16 protein-coding genes are annotated in these 21004 nt (G+C 42.5%); 2 read left to right on the top strand and 14 right to left on the bottom strand.

Annotated features, from left to right (window positions below; translation table 11 throughout):
- Positions 1-6 precede the first annotated feature (6 nt).
- Entirely contained in the window at positions 7-2244 is a 2238-nt protein-coding gene (locus ACQY73_RS29725) for a GumC family protein (protein WP_428657807.1), read from the bottom strand.
- Between the two features lie 11 nt (positions 2245-2255).
- Positions 2256-3071: a TolC family protein gene (locus tag ACQY73_RS29720; protein WP_428657806.1), complete on the bottom strand. Its 816-nt coding sequence runs from the start codon at positions 3069-3071 to the stop codon at positions 2256-2258.
- Between the two features lie 490 nt (positions 3072-3561).
- Between ACQY73_RS29720 and ACQY73_RS29715 the strand changes: the two genes are divergently transcribed.
- Positions 3562-4776, top strand: coding sequence for a glycosyltransferase (locus ACQY73_RS29715; protein WP_428657805.1), 1215 nt, complete (start codon positions 3562-3564; stop codon positions 4774-4776).
- Positions 4777-4784: 8 nt separating this feature from the next.
- On the top strand, positions 4785-5420 hold the full coding sequence (locus ACQY73_RS29710) for an acyltransferase (protein ID WP_428657804.1): 636 nt from the start codon (positions 4785-4787) through the stop codon (positions 5418-5420).
- Here the strand turns inward: ACQY73_RS29710 and ACQY73_RS29705 are convergent, their stop codons facing one another.
- The 12 genes from ACQY73_RS29705 to ACQY73_RS29650 all read right to left on the bottom strand — a co-directional run bounded on the left by ACQY73_RS29705 (position 5421) and on the right by ACQY73_RS29650 (position 20835).
- Positions 5421-6257 carry a beta-1,6-N-acetylglucosaminyltransferase gene (locus tag ACQY73_RS29705; protein ID WP_428657803.1) on the bottom strand — a complete coding sequence of 279 codons (837 nt, stop codon included), beginning with the start codon at positions 6255-6257 and terminating at the stop codon, positions 5421-5423. It lies immediately after the preceding gene.
- 12 nt (positions 6258-6269) lie between these two features.
- Entirely contained in the window at positions 6270-7979 is a 1710-nt protein-coding gene (locus ACQY73_RS29700; RefSeq protein ID WP_428657802.1) for a GMC oxidoreductase, read from the bottom strand.
- 163 nt (positions 7980-8142) lie between these two features.
- Positions 8143-8718, bottom strand: a complete 576-nt coding sequence (locus tag ACQY73_RS29695; protein WP_428657801.1) for a gluconate 2-dehydrogenase subunit 3 family protein — start codon at positions 8716-8718, stop codon at positions 8143-8145.
- Between the two features lie 41 nt (positions 8719-8759).
- Entirely contained in the window at positions 8760-10214 is a 1455-nt protein-coding gene (locus tag ACQY73_RS29690) for an O-antigen ligase family protein (protein WP_428657800.1), read from the bottom strand.
- A 29-nt stretch (positions 10215-10243) separates the two neighbouring features.
- The gene (locus ACQY73_RS29685; RefSeq protein WP_428657799.1) at positions 10244-11455 is read right to left on the bottom strand and encodes a glycosyltransferase family 2 protein; all 1212 of its coding nucleotides are present in this window, start codon (positions 11453-11455) and stop codon (positions 10244-10246) included.
- A 13-nt stretch (positions 11456-11468) separates the two neighbouring features.
- Entirely contained in the window at positions 11469-12413 is a 945-nt protein-coding gene (locus ACQY73_RS29680; RefSeq protein ID WP_428657798.1) for a glycosyltransferase family 2 protein, read from the bottom strand.
- A complete protein-coding gene (locus ACQY73_RS29675) occupies positions 12410-13570 on the bottom strand; it encodes a sugar transferase (RefSeq protein ID WP_428657797.1) in 1161 nt (386 codons plus the stop codon). Before ACQY73_RS29675 ends, ACQY73_RS29680 begins: the two co-directional genes overlap by 4 nt.
- Positions 13571-13639: 69 nt before the next feature.
- Complete coding sequence (locus tag ACQY73_RS29670; protein ID WP_428657796.1) at positions 13640-14020, bottom strand: response regulator; 381 nt, start codon at positions 14018-14020, stop codon at positions 13640-13642.
- An 827-nt stretch (positions 14021-14847) separates the two neighbouring features.
- Positions 14848-15951, bottom strand: coding sequence for a sensor histidine kinase (locus tag ACQY73_RS29665; protein ID WP_428657795.1), 1104 nt, complete (start codon positions 15949-15951; stop codon positions 14848-14850).
- A gap of 12 nt (positions 15952-15963) precedes the next feature.
- The gene (locus ACQY73_RS29660) at positions 15964-16539 is read right to left on the bottom strand and encodes a chemotaxis protein CheB (RefSeq protein WP_428657794.1); all 576 of its coding nucleotides are present in this window, start codon (positions 16537-16539) and stop codon (positions 15964-15966) included.
- A gap of 6 nt (positions 16540-16545) precedes the next feature.
- Positions 16546-17373, bottom strand: a complete 828-nt coding sequence (locus ACQY73_RS29655; protein WP_428657793.1) for a CheR family methyltransferase — start codon at positions 17371-17373, stop codon at positions 16546-16548.
- Positions 17374-17379: 6 nt separating this feature from the next.
- Positions 17380-20835 carry a response regulator gene (locus ACQY73_RS29650; protein ID WP_428657792.1) on the bottom strand — a complete coding sequence of 1152 codons (3456 nt, stop codon included), beginning with the start codon at positions 20833-20835 and terminating at the stop codon, positions 17380-17382.
- Between the last annotated feature and the right edge of the window lie 169 nt (positions 20836-21004).

Below are 21004 nucleotides of genomic sequence, written 5' to 3'. Positions count from 1 at the left end.
AATAAGTTAAGCGTTGGAGGAGGAAGGCAATTTACGTTGGTGCTTTAACAGTAATTCGGGTTTTATAACAATTTGTTCCGCTTCTTTCGGCGTTGGGGCATCAATATACTCCTTTTCAACACGATTTAAAATTACGATGGGGTCCGTAGTGGAAATTTTGTTGAACAGGTCCATAAGTTGCTTCTCTTTACGTCCCCAGATACTGTTGGCATCCACCACGAAAAGTGTCACAAGGCTTTTATTAAGTAAGTATACCGGCAGTGGGCTGCTGATAAGAGGCGGCAATTCCAGAATAATTTTATGATATGGCGACGTTGCAAACGCTTTGTTATCGCCCAGCAAGCCTGTCAGATCGGATACATTCATAAAATTCTGACGTATCGTGTAAGGATAAAAACTTACCCCATTTTGCTCGAAAGGCACTTCCAACTTGGTATTTCTCGGATAAAAATACGCAATTTCCTGGCCTGTTTCAGCGTACAATCGCGCCAGTCCATGCGATATCCACGTTTTTCCCTGTTTAGACCGGATGCTGAATATGGTAATTAGCGGCGGCGGCAACTTTGAAGGTGCCTGAAGAATGTCAATATTTATTGCATTGGTCAGCTGTTCAAACATACTTACCGTTGCCCTGCTTTCTTTGGTATCCAGGGAGAATTTTTTCACATTGGGGAAAATGATCGTTACAGGTCTTCCCACTTTGGCTTCTGTATTTTCGGGAGATTCAAGACGGCTGTCCAATAAGAAACGGATCGCGGTGATCAGCAACGCGATAAATACTCCAACGGCAAAACCCAACGCCATGAAAAACAGTCTTTTGCCCGGCTTTGGAATCAATGGATAATTAGGAGGGTCCATGATTTTCAGCATGTTGTCAACCATCACGTCCTGACGATGTACCTGTGCTTCATTTAAACTCTCCGCCAAGGCAAAATATTCTTTTTCGGCTACTTCAAGATCGCGCTGTAACTGATGCAGATCTGTGCCCAAAGGGCTGTATTCAGCCATTTTCTTTTGATATTCCTGCAAACGATTCTTATACACCTCCAAACGGGCATTGGACTCTTCCGTATCAATTACTTTTGCCAGCCAATCGCCAATCAATTTATCTTGGGGAATAGATTCGGGAGAGTCACCTGCGAGATAGTAACGCCGCGATATCTCCTGCATTTCCTGTTTGATCTTTTCCACTTTTGCCTCCAACTCCGGCACCAAATCATTGGTACGCCCACTTGCCTGGGCACTTACCAATTCCGTTTCGGCAAACAGCAGTTCGGTTTGTTTACGAATCAATTCATCATTGATAGTCAGCAAATTACCTCGTTGCCCCATGCGTTTGCGCAACGTCTCCATCCCTGCTTTTGCGGCTTTATTACGCATGAGTTCCTCCGTGTATTCCTGCACAAATCCCTCGCGTGACAACGCTATATTTTTGGATTCTTCGCCAAAATCCAGTACCTGATGTTCAATGTTAAAAGCCCTCAGTTTCGCTTCAACCGCTTTCAGCTTCTCCTTTGCTTCTTTTGATTTTCCTTCAAAATAATCAATAACGGGTGTAGCATCATCGCTGCGCAACATTTCATAGCGCTTATTGAGCACCTGAACCGCAATTCCCAATGTTTTCTGCGTAACACCTCTATCATCCGATTCATACTCCATTTCAAGCATATCGCTTGTATTTTTCCGATTGGCTTTCAATTTTGAGGAGATCGCCTCTATCGAATAGTACGCATCAGGACCTTTTTCGGTATAAAAACCCAGTGGTGGATAAAGCAGGGTTTTGATGGGGTTGCTTTCTTCAGAACGAGACAATATATCCAACTTGCTGTTTAGCGAAGTGGAATCGTTGTTTGCAAACAGGTATGTACGATAATTGGCGGGAATAGCCTCCTGCAATTTTGTCCATCCGGGCTGGGACAAAACCAAACTGTCAGGCTTTGCCATATAAAGATGTTCGGCCAATAAAGACAGTGCGATCTGTCGCGTGGTTTCGCTTGAGTTCAGCGTAGTGAGTAAGTTGTCAAAAGCATTTACGATGGATGAAAAATCAACCGACCCGCCTGTTTTATTAACCGATTGAATAGAATAACCTGAGGCGAATCCCGTATAAATGGTTGTTTTGGAAGTGTACGTTTTTTTAGGACTCCTTGTAAAATAAAAAACCGTTCCTGCCGTCACCAGCGGAAACAGGATAAGCCAAAGAATATTCTCTTTCAGTAGACGTATGAAACGATGGAATGTCATCCGCGTTGTACTTATTTTCGTGTTAGACTCTTTATAGGAACACCAACTACTGCCTCAAGGTTATATAAATTTTTCAAAAATGTTCCTCTTGCTTCTTCAATGGAAGACTTCATCTCCAAAAAACTCTTACTGAGACCGGTGAAAGTTTCAGCAGTTATTTTTCGTTGTCTAAATTCAACTTCAGCGATCTGGAAAGCAGTCGTTGCCATTACTTCATCCTGCAAACGCAATTTGAGTAACTGCTGCGCCGTAACCAGATCTTGGTATAAATTTATCAGTTCTCTTTTGATCTGCTGTTCAGCGATTTCCTGCCGGAGACTGATGGCTTGGTAATTAGCGGTCGCTAAATTCATTTGCTGTTTTCGCCCCACCACATCCAAGAGACTTATCTGGAAATTCACCCCAAATCGATAGCCATTGGCAATCTGCCCAATCGAATTCCCCGTAGCACCCGTACCTGTCGAGATAATTGCCTGATTACCGGTAGAATAATTTCCCCCTCCCGATACCGATTGCAGAATCTGCATCTTTGCAAGTTTATAAGTAGCCTTCTGAGACGTCGCTACTTCCTTTTCGTACTTTAACAAAGGAGAATGCGTCAACGTTAATTCGTACAGATCCTCAAAAGGCAAGAGTTGAGTGGTTATGTCTTTGCTGAAATCAATGAAAATTGAATCCTTTATACCGACCCGCGCATTTACGGGTACTTTACGAGTAGAAGTATTTTGTCCATATGCCGGCACACACAACATCCATACTCCACCAATCAGTAATAGATAATATTGATTATAAAGGGAAAGCAACCATTTGTAAAAGTACATAATCATAATCATCCATTTGCTCAAGTTAACTATACTCTAATAAGGTGTATTGTTGTAAATATACACATTTTTATTTGCTCCAATTTATCGTAAGTTCCTCCTGATTACCCCCACCACTTTATTGTAAACAAAGAGTATCCCGGGCCTTCAGCAGCAAAAATCAAGGGAGCACTTGCTTACCAAAATTAACTATAATATATTTATCGAATCAAATCTTTTCAGACTACTTGCTTTTTTAAACAGAAAAAGAAGCTGAATATCGCTCTGATTTTATCATCCTTATGGTTTTCGCAGGTAGCAAAACATATCCCAAAGCAAGTATACCAAAAGACACTACAACCTCTTATCCACCTGTAAAAATCATGCCAATTTATTAAGATATACCTCCCTAAACCGGAAGTATTTGTTTTTTTTACTAAGTTTCTTTCAATTGAGAAAGTTAAAATATCCATAAAGGACAATAAGAAAAACTATACATCAATCTTTTAACAAAACGATGGGCAAATCCTCTAAAAAGTTCAATATCATCATTACGTCCCGTCAGATTTGGGAAGAGACCCACTTAGGCAGTAACATTCGCGATATGGCGCGTGTTTTATCACAAAACCATCAGGTACTTTTTATCAATGCACCGCTTGATTGGTCAACGGCTGTATTGCAAAAATCAAGCCATGCACAACTTCGAAAAGCGTTTCTGGCAAAACACAATGGAGAGCGTTTGATCCAGGACAGCCCCAATTTGTGGGTATTAAGTCCCGAATCAATGCTGGTTTCCATCAATTGGCTTCCCGATAATTCCTTATACGATTGGTTTAATCGTTTGAATACTGAAAAAATAACGCGCGAAATAAAAAATGCCGTAAAAAAACTTGGTTGGGATTCATTCATTCTGCTCAACGACAACGATATGCTTCAGGGATATTTTATGAATGAGCTGCTTCAACCAAAAGTGTCGGTCTATTATTTACGCGATAATTTTCTGGCGGTTGATTTTTGGCGCAAACATGGTGCACGTCTGGAACCTTTGTTGATGCAAAAAACAGACATGATAGCCAGCAATTCCATGTACTTAGCCAATCAGGCCGCCCGGTACAATCCTCAATCGGTGTATGTAGGACAAGGGTGTGATCTTAAACTTTTTGATTCTGATAAAATAGACAGTATTCCCGCCGATCTGGAATCTATTCCTCACCCGCGCATAGGCTATGCAGGCGCGCTTACCGGCCTGCGTCTGGATGGTGAGTTACTGGAAACGGTCGCTCAACAGCGCCCTGATTGGCAGGTAGTTCTGATCGGTTCTACCGACGATTCATTTCCGGTTGAGCGCCTGAAGGCCTTGTCGAATGTTCACTTTTTAGGCTCAAAAACCCCCCAACAGATTCCTGCTTATCTGGAGGGTATGGATGTACTTATCAATCCTCAAAAACTCAATGAGGTCACCATTGGTAATTATCCGCGCAAAATTGACGAATATCTCGCAATGGGCAAACCCATTGTAGCCGTTAAAACCGAAACGATGGCGTTATTTCAAGACCACGTTAATCTGGCCGAAAACAGCGATCAGTTCATTGCACATATTGAAGATATTCTGCAAGGCAAACAACTTTCTACGGCCAAAGAACGGATCGCTTTTGCCCATGAACACTCTTGGGAGAACTCGGTTGGTGATTTGTTGCAGGCAGTAGAAGAACGATTTTTTCAAAAAGCATAAGCAAGAGCATGAGTCTGAAAACATACCTCGACGGCCGCCCCGCGCTCAAACAAATCGTTCACCGAATGCTTATTCCAAAGGATCAGGCACGGCCCAGGTTATGGGTAAGCTGGTTTGTTAATCCATTCATCCACAAAAAGCATCGTTCGGCGACCATCCGTTCCAATGTCCGGATGGATGTGTTGCCCTTCAATGCCTTCGTTTTGGGAGCTAAAAGCACCATTGAATCGTTCAGTGTTGTCAACAACGGCGTAGGTGATGTGATCATAGGTGAACATTGCACGGTCGGAATCGGCTCGGTAGTGATCGGTCCCGTTAGGATAGGCTCCGATGTGATCATTGCCCAACACGTGGTGATGTCGGGGCTGAATCACGTGTACGAAGATATAAACTTACCCATTCATCGTCAGCCCGTTACAACGCGGCCCATCGTCATTGAAGAAGAATGTTGGATCGGTGCCAATGCTGTCATTACAGCGGGAGTAACTGTTGGAAAGCATTCGGTAGTGGCCGGAGGAAGCGTAGTCACGCGCGATGTGCCGCCGTATTCGGTAGTGGGCGGAAATCCTGCCCGTATTCTAAAACAATACGATGCTAAGACCGGTCATTGGCAAAAACCAACAGCGACGCCCGCAACACTTTAACTAAATAGAATCCAAGTGATTTAATATCCCTTCATCTACTTCGGAGTTAAATTTTCGGGCAAAAAACTTACCACAGTCCGATAGGGTTGTTTTGTCCTCAATGGTCAGGGTTTTAGGGCTGCTTTTTCCTTCCGACCAATCAATATAGCGTAGATTTTCGTTGACCATTGACGGTTTCAAGGCTGAATTATACAAAACCGTCTGAAAAATGAGTTCATCTACTCCCCATGTCAACTTGAAAAATCGAACCAGTTGAGGGTTCTTTTTCAGATGATCTACGATATAACGAACCGCGTCGAGTGTAATGGTGAACCACTGCGAGCGCCCCACCGCAACCCAGTGATTTGGCATTTTACGGTCGGGTAATATTTTATTGATCCATTCCTCAATCTTAAACTTCAATGGAATGTCAAAATTAACTAAGTGATAGCGGGTAAGTCGGGGAATTGCTTCTTTCCATTCCTTTTCGACCGAAAAAAATTCCATGTACTGTTTAGGATAATTGGCATCTAAAAACGAATGGATCTTGGTTGGTTTTTGAAGCGGATAATCCTGTCCGCTCAACAAATTTACATACTGATACGCCACGCCGGACGCTAAAATATCCTCAAAACCATTCAAAGTAGCCTGTACCATGCTATAAGCTCCCCATCGCACTTTCACTCTTTGCTTTACAAAAAATACATTCTTTCCCTGAACTGCTTCCAGAAAAGGGGCTATATCCGCTTTTTGATCCAGATGAATATAAAAATCTGCTTCAGGGTGTTGCAAGGAATTAATAAGCCTTGCAAGTTGCAAAGGCTGAGCATGTGCCAAAATCAAATGCGCAACTTTCATTTTCTCCTTTTGCTATAAATTCAATTTTTTAAGTTCTGAAACGGCATAATCACACGCCCGGGCTGTAAGTGCCATGTACGTCAACGACGGATTTTGACACGCCGAGGAAGTCATGCAACTGCCATCCGTAATGAATACATTTTTGACATCATGCATTTGGTTAAATCCATTAAGCACCGATGTTTTGGGGTCTCTGCCCATCCGGGCTGTCCCCATTTCGTGTACAGCCGAGCCGGGCGGCAGATCGTAGTAAAACTGCTGTACCTTCTGAAAACCGGACTTTTGCAGCATTTCTTCGGCACTTTCTTTGATATCTTTACGCATATTCATCTCGTTTTCGTGGTATTCAAAGAATATACGAACCAGCGGCAACCCCCATTGATCTTTTTGTTCTTTATCCAACCAAATACGATTATCGGCATAGGGCAGCGTCTCTCCCCAGGCACCGATAAAAATGGTCCAGGGACCGGGCTCCGTCAGCGATTTTTTAAAATCTTTGCCAAAACCTTCCACTCTTTTGTATTGGTCACTCCATTCGGCGCGTTCGCCATCGCCCTGATACCCAAAACCTCGTAAGTAGTCTTTATGTTTTGTTTGGGCGTTTAAATTTCGAAAACGAGGCACATATATCCCGATCGGGCGGCGCCCTTCATAATAGTTATCTTTAAAGCCGTCGTACTCCCCCATAGCTCCTCCCATCATAAAATGATCCATCAGGTTTCGGCCTATCTGGTCGCTCGAATTGCCCAATCCTTCGGGAAAACGATGTGATTTGGAATTCAATAACAGCGCGCTTGTGGCGATGGTAGAAGCATTGAGAAAAATGATCTTGGCATAATATTCCGTTACTTCTTTGGTATGTGCATCCATCACACGCACCCCTGTTGCCCGATTTTTCTTTTCGTCGTACAGCACTTCGGTCACAATCGAATCGGGGCGCAATGTTAAGTTCCCGGTGGCCATTGCTGCAGGCAACGTTGCCGAATTGCTACTGAAATAGCCACTGAACGGGCAGCCACGATCACAGAGATTACGGTACCGGCAAGGCCCGCGGCCGTTCCATCCTTTGGTGAGATTGGCCGTTCGGGCAATGGTCACCAAACGGTCTTTGTAGTTTTTCTTTACCTGTTGGGCAAAGTGGGTTTCAATGCAGTTGAATTCCATTGGAGGCAGAAATTGCCCGTCAGGCAAATGCGGCAAGCCTTCGGCGCGGCCGCTGATCCCTACAAATTGCTCTACGTAATCGTACCAAGGCGCCAGGTCTTTATAGCGAATGGGCCAATCGACGGCCACTCCTTCTTTGGCGTTGGCTTCAAAATCCAGATCGCTGAGTCGGTAACATTGCCTTCCCCATGTGAGTGAGCGTCCACCTACCTGATACCCGCGAATCCACGAAAAGCGTTTTTCCTGAATATAAGGATGCTCTTTATCATTCACAAAAAAATGCTTATTACCTTCGTTGTAAGACAAACTCTGCACCGGATTTTCGGCTTGGTCTTTGATGACGGTATTCAATCGAAACGGAAAATCCCATGGACTTTTCATCGCTGTCGGATAATCGGTTACGTGTTCAACCTGACGTCCTCTCTCCAATACCAGCGTCTTTAATCCCTTTTCACACAGCTCTTTAGCTGCCCAACCGCCGCTAATTCCGGATCCAACCACGATAGCATCATACGTGTAGGATTGCTTACCTTTTTGGGAGGGATTATGGGGATACATGAGGGTTAGGGATGAAAGATAGAAGGGTTAAAACTAAAAATACAAAATGTCACGATTCTTCCTACGGGTAATTGATTTATCGTACACAAAAAGAACCATGCATTATCAAAACTTTATACTGGTTTATAATCGAAATTGGTGCATAATGACCGCAACCGGTACCTTATTTCGTTGCCCAGGATTTTTGGTTTGAAGTCATGGGAACACAACCCACAAAACGACCGGGCACCAAAGCGTAAGCAAGTCCCTGTGTAGCACCTACCATCGACGTACAATAACCGATGCAGGTAAATTCTTTCAAAATCGGAAAAAACGGATCTCCCAACACCTTCCGCTGCACTTTCCCTGCAATCCCTTCCAACGGTTTGCTCTTTTCTTCAAAATACTGCATCACTGCATTTTTCTGTTCTTCAGAGCATAAGGTATACGATTTTCCATAGGTGTCTACGGCATAGGCTTCAACCTCTTTCAATCCATCAATAAACCGGTTCTGCGACACTACATTCATATTTTCCGTTACCATTTTAAGGATAAAATCAGCAACTCCCGCTTCGGTAGCTCCCGGGGTATCGGTCGCGGGAATGATCGTCTCGCTCAATGCTTCCAATAACCTTTTTTGGCCTTTAAAGTATGAAATGTCGGGTTGCTTGTGCCAATCCAGCCATTTGAATATTCCTATAGAAGCCAAACTGCCTCCCCCCAAAAGAGCTATACTCCAAATGGCTCGTCGACGTTTCATGTTTTGAAGATTTATAGGTAAAAAGTTGATGAACCGAATGATTAAATACGTACAGGTTTTTTCTGCAATTTTTCGATAGGCGTATCCCAACGCTCACAGGTTGTGATCATGATCATGCTGACATACAGGATACCGCTGGTGGGAAACTGTCCCAACACAGGGTTGGAGTAAGACATTACCGCAATACCTCCTACCTCTGCCAGCATCGCGATCATTATTTTTTCAAGCCAGGGATCTCGTATTTTCCAAACTTTTAATGTCGCAAAACCTATAATAGCAATCAATATCATGACATAAAGCATCATTCCTACCCGCCCTGTTTCGATCCAGAGAATTACGTACCAACTGTCGGGCGCTATCTGCGACGCCCAGTGGTAAGGTGAAAAACGCTGCCCTACCGCTTCAGATGTACCTAAGCCGGCCCCAAAAGGATAGTTGTCCAGTAAACGCTGCAATTTTTCTTTGTTTTGAAGTCGTAATACAAAGGAAGCGTCTTCCATAGGACGCAATGCCGTGCGGATACGATACACCTGATAATTGCCGTTACCGATATTTGTAAACATCAAAACGATAAAAACGGGCGTAGCTGCTATGGCAGCAATGACCATTTTTTTGAAATCTTTCCGTAAAATCAGGTAAAAAGCGCCTCCTGCAATGAGTACAAACAGCGCACTTCGGGTGCCGGAAATGGCAAAAGCCCAAAAATAAACCAATGCCAAAAATAAGTATCCCGCTTTGTAAAGCCAATTCTTATCTTCAAAGAACCAGATCATGCAAACCAACGTCGTTGCGGCCATTTCAGCACCAAACTGTGATGCATCCGTATAAAACGAAAACACCCGCAATACTCCAAACAATACGTGCGTTTTGTCGGCTCCGGCATTCAACCACAATTGCTCTTTAACGGTCAGTCCGATGTACTGTTGTTTAAATCCCCAAAGCACTCCCAAAAACGACCATACCAACCACGTCCGGATCATGATCTTTATATCCGACTTTTTGAATGGAAGAATCAAAACAATACACGTTATTAAGATCCAGTAAAGCGAGAATTTTCTGAAATTATAGAGCCATGCAGGTTTATAAGGAGCCTCGGGATTGAAGTATTCAAGAATAGTATAAACGATCCAAATCAACACTAAATAGAAAGTGGGATGGTTTATTTTACTCCAATCATATTTCTTGGCGTTGACAAGCATGCTTAGCATGGTGAGTATCAACGAAATATCTATAAAAGTCCCGAAAGGCACCTCTACCTCCAAAAACCGGGCGAAGAAACTGACTAAGAAATTACATTGAATAAATAACAGGAAGCCAAATCTGGGCTCATAAAATATTCCATAAAGAATAGCGCAGCCAATAGGTAATGCAAAGGCAGCAGCAGCCCCAATAATTCCTAAAACGGCAATAAGGTAGCCGCAAATGAACGTCCATACCAATCCCAAAAGACCATAAAGCCAAAACTTTGCCCTCTCGCTATTGAGTAAAGATACCATTCCGTACACCTCCCTTGTCTTTTTACTTTTTATTGCGCTTTCAATAATACATCATCGGCACGACGGACTTTCTCCCACATACCTGATTGTTTACCACGCAAGTATCGTACCAATCCGGCCAAGGCGCATACGTTCATAAACGTAAAATAGAAAGGGACAAAGAGTAATTTCCAGCGCAACCGACGCTGTTCCAATTGATACCCCACCCAGGCAGCGCCATAAAAAAGGCACTGAAGCACAAAAAGCAGTATCCAAACATTTCCCGGTTGCGTCGGAGTTTGCAAAGCAGCGTATGCCAACCACGCATTTAAAAGGAAGATCAACGGTAAACAAATGGGTGCAACTGCCCAACGAAACACGCGATGCGACACATATTCAAAGCACAAAATGCCGTAACGGAAGGGATTCAATAAATAACTCAGCCGGACTATTGATTGAAATCCTCCCGCCGCAATGCGAATTTTTCGCTTTTGTTCATCCAATATCGAAAACGAGGGATGTTCCAAGGCATACGCATCAGGTTCATAGGCCACTTTGTAGCCTTTGCCGGCAATGCGCAGGGAAATGATAAAATCATCCAGAATGGTATCCGGTTCAACGTGTTCATACAACTCTGTACGGACGGCAAACAACTCTCCGGCCGCTCCCACAATGGTATGTAATTCCGAATCCCAACGTTTAAGTTGTGATTCATACTTCCAATATAACCCTTCGCCCGACCCTGCCGCTGACTCGTCATCGCCGGTAAGTATGCGCTTTTCGCCCGCCACAGCTCCTACAATCGGGTCTTGAAAATGTCTTACAATATTCTTAACCGCTTCCTTGTTTAGCTGCGTATTGGCGTCCGTGAAAATAACAATCGGGGTTTTAACGTACTTCAGTGCCTCATTCATTGCAGCCACTTTTCCCCGCCGCTCGCTTCCTCCAAGCACATCTACTTTGGCGCCGTAATGCTCTTTTATCCATTCCGTAGAGCCATCAGTGGAGCCTTCGGTTACGAACAGAAATCGAATTTTATCGACCGGATATTCCTGTCCCAAAGAATTAGTGAGTTTGGCAGGTATACAGGAAAGTTCGTTGTAAGCAGGAACGACCAATGTTACTTCAGGGACAAAAGACTCATTGGTTTTTACCGAAGTGCGTTTTCCGCGAAGTTTAATGAGCAACCATACCACTAATCCGTATCCCAGATAGGTGTATACTACAAGGCCGATACAAAGGAGAAGTAAAATTTCAACCATTTTTCTGCAGGAGTTATATTTTGTAAGGTTTATCCAACAGTACCGACGGAATAATGTCTCCGTTTTGGTCTACCTTATGCGTCAGATTCCATGCCACGGCATCTTTGATGGCTTTCAGGTAGTTGGTTTGTCCGCGCACTAAGTGAACCAGCGTGGCTTTGGGTAAGGCCAGAAGAAAGTAGTATAAGCAAAACGTAGCCAATGTCATTCCGGTTACATTTCTACGCATAAAAAGCAAGCGATTGCGCGTATGATAGTACACTTTCAGCGGATTGGCTTTTCCTACGCTCATGGATTCCCGGTGGTAGATCAAGGCTTTGGCCTCGTAATATATCTTGAATCCGGCCCGCCAAATACGCGCCGACCAATCCAGTTCTTCATAGTATAAGAAATAACTGTCTTCCAGAGAGCCTGCTTTTTCGATCACCTCCCGACGTACCATCATTGCAGCTCCGTGGGCGAAGGGCGTGGGGCCGGAAACATCATGTTGCCCTTTATCTTCTTCCTGCAAACCAATGGCCCATGTTCTGCCCGTGAGGCGGTCCAGTGGTCTATACCCCGCATATTGAAGAATGGAAGGATGATCGTGGTAACGGATTTTAGGGCAAGTCATCCCAATGGAAGGATCGGTGGCAAAAGGAGCCAGCAGGTCCTCTACAAGGGTCGGCGTAACGATAGTATCGTTGTTCAGCAAAAAAAAATACTCGCCTTTCGCCTGTTTAATTCCTGCGTTATTTCCTCCCGAGAAGCCTAAATTGGCCTTGGTCAGAATTATTTTAACGTTAGGATAATTACCTTTTTCAATCAGCGGTGTGGGATCTTCCACCGAACCATTGTCTACTACAATTATTTCTACATTGGGATAGGTCAGTGTCCGGGTTGATTCCAACATATCACACGTAACCTGTGCCTGATTGTAATTGATGGTTATAAACGAGACAAGTGGCAGCGCGCTCATACGTTTTCTTTTTGAAAAACTGCCTTAACCGTTTTGATCATGATGATCAGATCTGTTTTGAACGAGTATTTTTTGGCGTAAAGTACATCCAATTGAATACGTTCAAGATCTGAAACCTTTGATTTTCCCCGTTTTGTTACCTGCCAAAGGCCGGTAAGGCCGGCGGGAGCCGCAAATCTGCGGGCATATCCCGTAGAGGTGAGCTTTTCTGCTTCGTAAGGAGGTAAAGGACGATTTCCCACAAACGACATATCTCCTATCAGGATATTAAACAACTGAGGAAGTTCGTCAATACTGGTATTTCGCAGAAATTTCCCCAATTTGGTGACGCGCGGGTCTTCTTTAAATTTGGAAAAAGTAGCCTTTGACTTTTGCTTTTGGTGGTAAAGTTTCTCGCAAATTTGTTCTTTATCTAAAAATAAAATTCGTTGGCAATCAGTCCCTGCAAGTTGGCACTCTTCACATAAATTGCTGACAGCAACTGCGGGAGCTACATTATACATGTTTAGTGAGGCCATATTAGCCAACATCTTGTCGGCATCGGTACGCATGGTTCGAAATTTATACATATCGAAAATACGATACCCCATCCCCACCCGCTTGGAGCGGTAAAATATCGGCCCTTTAGAATCCATTTTTACCAAAACGGCAACCACCGTCAATATCGGCGACAGCATCAAAAGCGCCGTTGCCGAAACGGCAATATCAAAAGCCCTTTTTCCGAATGGGCTTCGAACCCGCGTTGGTTTATAAGGAACTCGGGCGGCCTCTGTATATTGTTTTTTCTGAACGAGGTAGTTAAGCCTGATTCGAAGTGCTTCAAGGGGATAAGGCCAGGTAAATACATCAATGACTTGCCCCTGAACTATTTTAGGATCAGCCCCTTCATTCGATTTAAACAAAATGACCGGTATAGATTGAAAATAAGCCTTATTGCGCAGTGATTTCAAAAAATCAGGACAACTTGCCGAATCATGACAAATAATCAGATCGACCGGATTTCCCATCTCTAAATAATCAAGCGCTTCTGTATGATTCGACTCCGTTATAACCTCGACCAACGCTCCGAAATCTTTGTTTAACAGTGATATGCCTTGGGGATCGTTTTCAATATACATTACTCGAAACGAGCCCTTTTTACCTGGTTCTGCCTCCATTTGCTTTTCTCAAGGTATAAAATGCCGGAATAAAGAAACTTTCTACAAACAAACAATGCCTATTGCAGGTTACTTCGTTCGCCGCATTACGGCCAACACCTTCGCTTTTACTTCCAGAGGATTGAAAGGTTTGGTCATAAAGTCATCGGCTCCCAATTCCAGACAGGCTATGCGGGTATTACTGTCATCGAAGGTAGACAGTATAATAATGGGCAAATTTTTGAACATTGGGCTGGCCCGTATCGTTCGAATCAAATCCTGACCGTTTAAGTAGGGCATCTGAAGGTCGGTCAGAATAACATCGACAGGGTTTCCCTGTTCCAACCAACTCATCGCTTCTATTCCATTAATGTGAGTTGTTACTTCAAAATCATTTTTTAAAGATTGACGGAGAACTTTACGAATGAACGCATCATCTTCCACAATAAGGACATTGTAACGGTTAGTCATGAGTACTGAATTTTTTTAGTATTTGCTTCATCAAACGTTGAAAATAGTTATAAATACTTCAGGTTATGTATCTTGAAATGTACTGTTTCAACTACAACAATTATTCCAAATATTTGTATTTCGCAGCCGGCTCATCTACTTCAGGCCATTCCCATACTTCACATTTTCAGGTATTTAGAGATAATTGAAGGGCAATGCTAGGTATACTTATAAGGCGAACAAAATTATACTAATTAGTCACAACTGCCATTTGTCTAACTTGATAAACATACGTTTGTTATAATTAATATGTCTTTTAAATTATTATTTTTAATAAATTGATGTTTTTATTCCAATTGTGACTCATGCTTAAGCTCGTTTATGGTAGGTTCATAACGTAAATTGTACTATTTATAACGAGTAATGCTAAGCGGATTATGGAGTTAGGGAGCGTATCTATAAAATGTACGATCAGTCTACAATTGATACTTTTCGAATGTTTTTTCTAACTATTATTACTTTTTCAACACAAACTTATATAATTAGTGAATAATTTATTGTTTTTTTCCTATTCCATGCAACCGCCCTAAATGCCAATCTGTATCTGATTCGCAATTTATAGCAGTATAGGCACAACAAATATACCCTTTTTGAATTAAATCAAATGATTTGTTACCTATTAATTCTTTTGACTTGACCCACTTCAATTCATGTATATATTGTATTTGCATTTACCAAGATAATAACCCAAAAAGGCAAGTCTGCTGTTTTAAATTATTGGTATATTTTTAACAAAATCCACTTTGGCTTTCCAACAGCGGTGAAAATTTTGTTTTAAATGAAAATATTTATTTTTTCCATTCAAAATAAAAAATGCTTCCCTGACTGGGATCTGAGTTTACCCAAATTTTACCGCCCTGTTCCTCGACCAATAATTTCAAAATAGAAAGTCCCACCCCTGTACTGCTCTCCGTTGTAGCCATATTGATAGAGGTCCTGAAAAATTTAAATATATTTTCATGATCCTGAAAAGGAATACCGGGTCCATTATCCCGCACAAAAAATTCGAACAGATCGCCTCTGTCTTTGCATCCTAACTCAATGAGAGCATCGGGTTTATTGTTATATTTAAAAGCGTTACTGATCAGATTTTGAAATACCTGCTGAAGTTTCAGTTTTTTAGTCCATAAAACAGGCAAGGTCCCGATGATTTTAAAGGTAATATGAGGAGGTAAAAACAAATTATGCACTACTTCTTCGACCATTTCCTGAACACTCACCTCCTCCATTGTTTGATCGGCAATACTTTTTCGTGAATAATCAAGCAGCGCATTGATCATATTGGAAAGATAAAGTGCCGCTTCTTTGGAATGAGAGATATACTCTTTGCATTCTTCGGGAGATAGGTCGCCGTCATCATTTAATTCCAGCAATGATAACGCCCCGATCAAACCCGTAAGGGGCGATTTCATATCGTGAGCGATAATAAAGGCAAATTTTTCCAGTTGTTGGTTGATCCTTTGGAGTTCAATGGCAGTATACTTCAGCTCCTGTTGGTATTGGTATAAATGCTGAAAAACCTTCACTTTTGCTTTAGTAACATTGATATCCAACGGTTTTTGAAGATAATCTACCGCTCCTTCATCAAATCCTTTCAGCATATAATGCTCTTCTTTGTTGATGGCCGTTACAAAAATAATGGAGATATTCTTTGTTTTTTGATTGGTTTTCAGCAATCTGGCTACTTCAAATCCGTCCATTTCAGGCATTTGCACATCCAGCATGATCAGACCGATATTGTCATTTTTGAGTGCATGACGCAAGGCTTGATTTCCGGAAGTTGCTTTGATAAAAACCCTGTTCTCATCGGCCAGCATTTCTTCAAGGGCCAATAAGTTTTCTTCTCGGTCGTCGACCAAAAGAATTGTAAAGTCGCGATTAGGGTTTAACATTTTCAAATTTAATTATACGTTCAGTGTCTGTAAGAAAGCGGAAATTTGGAAAGGTGTCAGTGCTTGTACGCCGGTATTATTATCAAGGGCAAATTGAGGCATTACAGGATATTCGGCCGTAGATGGGTCCTGCACAATACCGGCCCCACCCCTCGCAATAATCTCAGCCATTCCCCGTGAACCATCTCTGTTTGCTCCGCTCAACAGAATCGCTACTGCCTTTTCAGTATATATTTCCGCGATACTTTCAAAAGTAACATCTATTGAAGGCCGGCTATAAGATACCGGTTCCGAATAATCTAAACAAAAGGAATGGGTGGCTTCAATCAACAGATGATAGTTTTGAGGAGCCAAATAAACGCAATTTTTTTGGATAGGTTCTTTATCATCGGGTTCTTTCACAATAATTTCTTTTCGTTTTACATCAAGAATCTGTTCCATCTCACTAATTACGTTTTTGGAGCGGTGAAGAACAATGATAACTTTAAAATTAAAAGGAGCGGGAAGGGCTTCTATCAACTCACTGAGCACGGAAATACTTCCCGCTGAGCCGCCAATTACAACAATATCAACGCCATTTTGTGTCATCTTGTTTTATTTTTTCCGCCGGTAGATACGAGTCGCCGGGTTGACCGATTCAAACTGCTGCTTTATATCCGTAAACAGTAACGACTCCTTGATTCCAAGCGCTAAATACCCTAAAGGAGACAAACTGTCGTGAAACAAATGAATGGCCCGGTTCTGTAGATCATGATTGAAATAGATCATTACATTTCGGCAGCATATCAATTGAAATTCATTAAATACCTGATCTACAGCTAAGTTATGTTGGGCGAAAACGACACATTCACGGTATTCTTTCCGAATGATGGCATTGTCGTACTGTGCAGTATAGTAGGAAGAAAAATCGTTTTGCCCACCCGATTTAATGTAATTTGTGGTATAGTCTTTGATCTGTTTTAAAGGAATGATTCCCTGACGTGCTTTTTCTAAATTGACCGGGTTGAGATCGGTAGCATACAATCTTGTGCGATTGAGTAATCCTGCTTCCTGCAAAAGAATAGACATTGAGTATACTTCCTCTCCCGTAGCACAACCGGCATGCCATATCTTAATAATAGGATAGGATGCAAGCGTTGGAAGTACTTTATCGCGCAGATCCTTATAAAATAATGGGTCTCTGAACATCTCTGTAACATTGACCGTCAGGGTTTCTAAAAACCAGGCAAAAAAAGATTTATCATTGGTCAAATGGTATTTCAGTTCATAACTTGTTTTAAATCCTGCAATATTCATGCAACGCGTTACACGTCGCAGTAGGGAAGCACGGGCATAATCGTTGAAATCATACCCGTGTTGAGTATGGATGAGATGAATGATCTCGTTTAATTCTTCGGTAGTAAGTTGTGTTTGTGAATCCATCGTTTATTATGACAACCACACCCGCATCAATGAAAAAAGTTGCCCTGTATCTACCGGTTTAGTGATATAATCAGATGCTCCTGCCGCAATTACTTTCTCTCGGTCTTCCGGCATTGCTTTCGCCGTCAAGGCTATGATCGGCAATTTGGCCAACCGCAGATCATTCCGAATTCTGGAAGTAGCCTCATACCCATCCATTTCGGGCATCATGATATCCATTAATACAATATCGGTATCCGGATTTTGCTGTAGCACTTCCAATGCCTCTCTTCCATTGTCTGCCGTAATCACCTTCATATGTTGGTCTTCCAACAATGTGCTCAGTGCAAACACATTACGCATGTCATCATCTACCAGCAAGACCTTCTTCCCTTCCAACCCCCGATTACTGAATGCCGCCGCCGGTTGAGGCAGTTTTTTGGATTCCACTTCCTGAACTTTAAAAAGAAACAGTTCCAATTCGTCCATCAATCGTTCCATGGATTGTGTAGACTCTCTGATGATTACATTTGACAACTTTCTCAGTTGACGCTCTTCAATTGGGTTGAGGTCTTCATCAATGTAAACAATCACAGGCAGCGCTTGTGATTCCTTCGGTTCTTTCAAACGGCCCAGTTTCTCAATGCCCACCTTCAGGTTTTTACGCATATCCACGATCAGGCAATCATAGCTCTCATCCATAATTTTATCGGTTGCATCCTGTTCAGAGGCAACAACTTCCCATTTCAGATCAGGATAGCGTTTTCCAAGTACCTGACCGATGGAATTTCGTTGGATGTACTCTCCTGCCACTATCAGCACTTTCTTAATTTCAACGTTCAATTGCGCTTCCAGCAAATTGAAAACTTTCTCCAGATCCTGGGTTTTGACGGGTTTTTGGATAAACGCCTGTGCTCCCTGTAATGATAAACGAGAAGCATCAGATCCGGAAATAACGTGCACGGGAATATGCTTTAACTGTTCGTCATTTTTGATCCATGAGAGAATACTCTGCCCATCCACGATCGGTAACTGTACATCCAAAATGATTGCCGAAGGCTTGTATTTTTGGGCATAGTACATTCCTTCATCGCCCTGCAATGCCACGATTACTTTATATTTTTTATCACGCGCCAGATCTCGGACAATGCCGGCAAATATGGGGTCATCCTCAATGATCAAAATCACGAAATCTCGGTTGTCGATCACATCGCGGTCATCTTCAATCTTCGTTTGAGCCACTACATTTTTATGAAATTCAGTCATGGTAAAAGGCTGTCTTTCTTCGGCAGGCAACGGTTCAGGAGTTGGTGCCGATACATCAACCGGTTTGAAGCTGAGTGGAATATAGACAAAAAAAGTACTGCCTTTGCCTACTTCACTTTGTAATCTTACCTCTCCGCCCAGGCGTTTTACCAATTCTTTGATAATGGAAAGACCCAGGCCTGTTCCGCCATATTTGCGACTGGTAGAGCCATCAGCCTGTTGAAAAGCTTCAAAAATGAGTTGTTGTTTTTCGGCCGGAATCCCAACTCCGTTATCAGCAACACTCATCAGCAGGACTTGCTCTGCCTTTCTCAACGCCTCGGTAGAATATTCATTCTTAGGTTCCAACGCTGTAAAAGAAAGCGTGATCTTACCATTTTTAGGGGTAAACTTAAATGCATTTGACAGCAGGTTCTGAATGATCTGTTCCAGTCGCTGCTTGTCGGTGTGAAGAGCCGTGGGAACGGATGCATCTACATTCGTTGTAAATGTCACGCCTTTTTCTTCGGCCACCACGCTGAACAATTGTTTGATATCGCGAGTGATGTGTTTAACCGGTACGCTTTCAAACTGAAAATCAACCTTTCCGGCTTCAATTTTCGATAGATCCAGAATATCATTGATCAATTTCAAGAGATCCGTCCCTGACTTTTGAATCACTTTGGCGTATTCTACCTGCTTGGCAGTCAGGTTATTTGATTTATTTTCTGATAACAGGTTGGCCAAGATCAATACACTGTTCAGTGGCGTACGCAACTCGTGCGACATATTTGCCAAAAACTCTGATTTGTACGCACTCGTTACTTCCAACTCCTTCGCTTTCAGCGCCAACGACTGTCTGGCCACTTCTACCGCTTCGTTCTGCTCTTCCAGTTCTGAATTTATATGGCGCAGTTCTTCTTCCTGTACACGCAGTTCTTCTTCCGATGCCAACAGGCTTTCCGTTTGACGCGACAGTTCTTCATTCGCCCGGCGTAATTCATCCTGCTGATTTTTCAACGCTTCGGTTTGTACTTTCAATTGCTCCAACAGACCCACTACTTTAAGCTTTGCCTGTATTGCATTAATTGACAATGATATATCTTTAGCTATTCGTTTTAAAAGCTCCTTATGCCGGTCTTCAAACGGCGTAAAAGATGCCAGTTCAATAACTCCTTTCAATTCTTTTCCATACCAAAGCGGTATACACATGATCTCACCCGGGGCAGCAGCCCCGCTTCCCGACTCAATAGCCCAATACGGCAAAGGTACTGACTTGGTTATACGTAATTGTCTTTCGGTAGCCGACCGTCCTACCAATCCTTCTCCCAATGAATACGATTGAGGCGTCTGCGAAGACAAAGCAACTGAAGCAGTTAATACCAGTTTTTGTTCTTCTTCATTAAACGTATAAAAACCGCTGGCAGGCAGTTCCAGGTAGTCCATAATTGATTTCAGGCCGGCAGAGCCAAGGGCTTCAAGTTCGTCGATATTTTGTAGGGAGTCATTGATAACGGTCAATCCGGCCAAGTACCAATTTCGATCATTGATGGAATGATTAAGTCCTTCCAGTTCAGTTACATTTTTGCTGAGCTGGTTCTCGATCTTTCGGCGGCTCTTAAATTCCAAAAAATAAAAATAAGTCAGTACGGCGGCCAGTAAAAACAGTAACAAAGTCCCCAGAACTGTCTCTCTTGTTACATTTTCAACATCCGCCTGAATGGCATTTTCCCGTTGAATCAACTCATACTGTTCGGTACTGTATATTTTTTTTACCAAGAATCTTACCCTATCCATTTCTTTCATCTCTTTTGCAGTAAGTTCGATCATGGCTTCTCTGCTTAAAGTAAGGGTGTTGTCAGGAGTTAACAGCCACAATTGCAACAATGTGTGCACCGACTGCTGTATCTGCTCCAGCGTGGCAAGTTTTCGGGGATTGTTTTGCAGAAGTTGGGTTAACTTATCCATCACATGCCCAATGTTCAGTTGTGCTTGGGTATAGGGAATAAGGAATTTCTTTTCGTTGGTACCCCGAAAAGCCCTTTGTCCTGTTTCCATATCGACTAAGAGTTTCTCAAGCGTAATGAGTTGATCAGCCGTTTCGCGCTTTTCTTTTACCCAATACGCTTCTTCCGATTGACGTTGAATTGTATTAAAAAACGAAACGCCCAAAAAAACTCCTAATAGGATCGTAACAGATGATCCAATAAGCAGCCAAGTGGCAATAGAGATTTTCATAGATAGAAACGGCAATCAGTCATTTATCGAGAATGACTAAGATGTTGTTTAGCGTTGAAATTGTTATAACAGTACTGGTATCTTCCTACCTGATAATACTCAACAAAATCAGCGCCAAACTTTCATTATAACTTAAATCAACATAAAATATACCCGGTATTTCATTATG

It is taken from the genome of Runella sp. (assembly GCF_965279615.1).
GTDB lineage: Bacteria > Bacteroidota > Bacteroidia > Cytophagales > Spirosomataceae > Runella.
This window is presented reverse-complemented; position numbering and strand designations above follow the sequence as displayed.

Excerpts from the sequence above, each read along its gene's own strand:
- ACQY73_RS29670 (WP_428657796.1), bottom strand. The coding sequence starts at position 14,020 with ATGACTAACCGTTACAATGTCCTTATTGTGGAAGATGATGCGTTCATT.
- ACQY73_RS29680 (WP_428657798.1), bottom strand. The coding sequence starts at position 12,413 with ATGAGCGCGCTGCCACTTGTCTCGTTTATAACCATCAATTACAATCAG.
- ACQY73_RS29715 (WP_428657805.1), top strand. The coding sequence starts at position 3,562 with ATGGGCAAATCCTCTAAAAAGTTCAATATCATCATTACGTCCCGTCAG.
- ACQY73_RS29655 (WP_428657793.1), bottom strand. The coding sequence starts at position 17,373 with ATGGATTCACAAACACAACTTACTACCGAAGAATTAAACGAGATCATT.
- ACQY73_RS29700 (WP_428657802.1), bottom strand. The coding sequence starts at position 7,979 with ATGTATCCCCATAATCCCTCCCAAAAAGGTAAGCAATCCTACACGTAT.
- ACQY73_RS29720 (WP_428657806.1), bottom strand. The coding sequence starts at position 3,071 with ATGATTATGTACTTTTACAAATGGTTGCTTTCCCTTTATAATCAATAT.
- ACQY73_RS29725 (WP_428657807.1), bottom strand. The coding sequence starts at position 2,244 with ATGACATTCCATCGTTTCATACGTCTACTGAAAGAGAATATTCTTTGG.
- ACQY73_RS29695 (WP_428657801.1), bottom strand. The coding sequence starts at position 8,718 with ATGAAACGTCGACGAGCCATTTGGAGTATAGCTCTTTTGGGGGGAGGC.
- ACQY73_RS29710 (WP_428657804.1), top strand. The coding sequence starts at position 4,785 with ATGAGTCTGAAAACATACCTCGACGGCCGCCCCGCGCTCAAACAAATC.
- ACQY73_RS29685 (WP_428657799.1), bottom strand. The coding sequence starts at position 11,455 with ATGGTTGAAATTTTACTTCTCCTTTGTATCGGCCTTGTAGTATACACC.
- ACQY73_RS29665 (WP_428657795.1), bottom strand. The coding sequence starts at position 15,951 with ATGTTAAACCCTAATCGCGACTTTACAATTCTTTTGGTCGACGACCGA.
- ACQY73_RS29660 (WP_428657794.1), bottom strand. The coding sequence starts at position 16,539 with ATGACACAAAATGGCGTTGATATTGTTGTAATTGGCGGCTCAGCGGGA.
- ACQY73_RS29705 (WP_428657803.1), bottom strand. The coding sequence starts at position 6,257 with ATGAAAGTTGCGCATTTGATTTTGGCACATGCTCAGCCTTTGCAACTT.
- ACQY73_RS29675 (WP_428657797.1), bottom strand. The coding sequence starts at position 13,570 with ATGGAGGCAGAACCAGGTAAAAAGGGCTCGTTTCGAGTAATGTATATT.
- ACQY73_RS29650 (WP_428657792.1), bottom strand. The coding sequence starts at position 20,835 with ATGAAAATCTCTATTGCCACTTGGCTGCTTATTGGATCATCTGTTACG.
- ACQY73_RS29690 (WP_428657800.1), bottom strand. The coding sequence starts at position 10,214 with ATGGTATCTTTACTCAATAGCGAGAGGGCAAAGTTTTGGCTTTATGGT.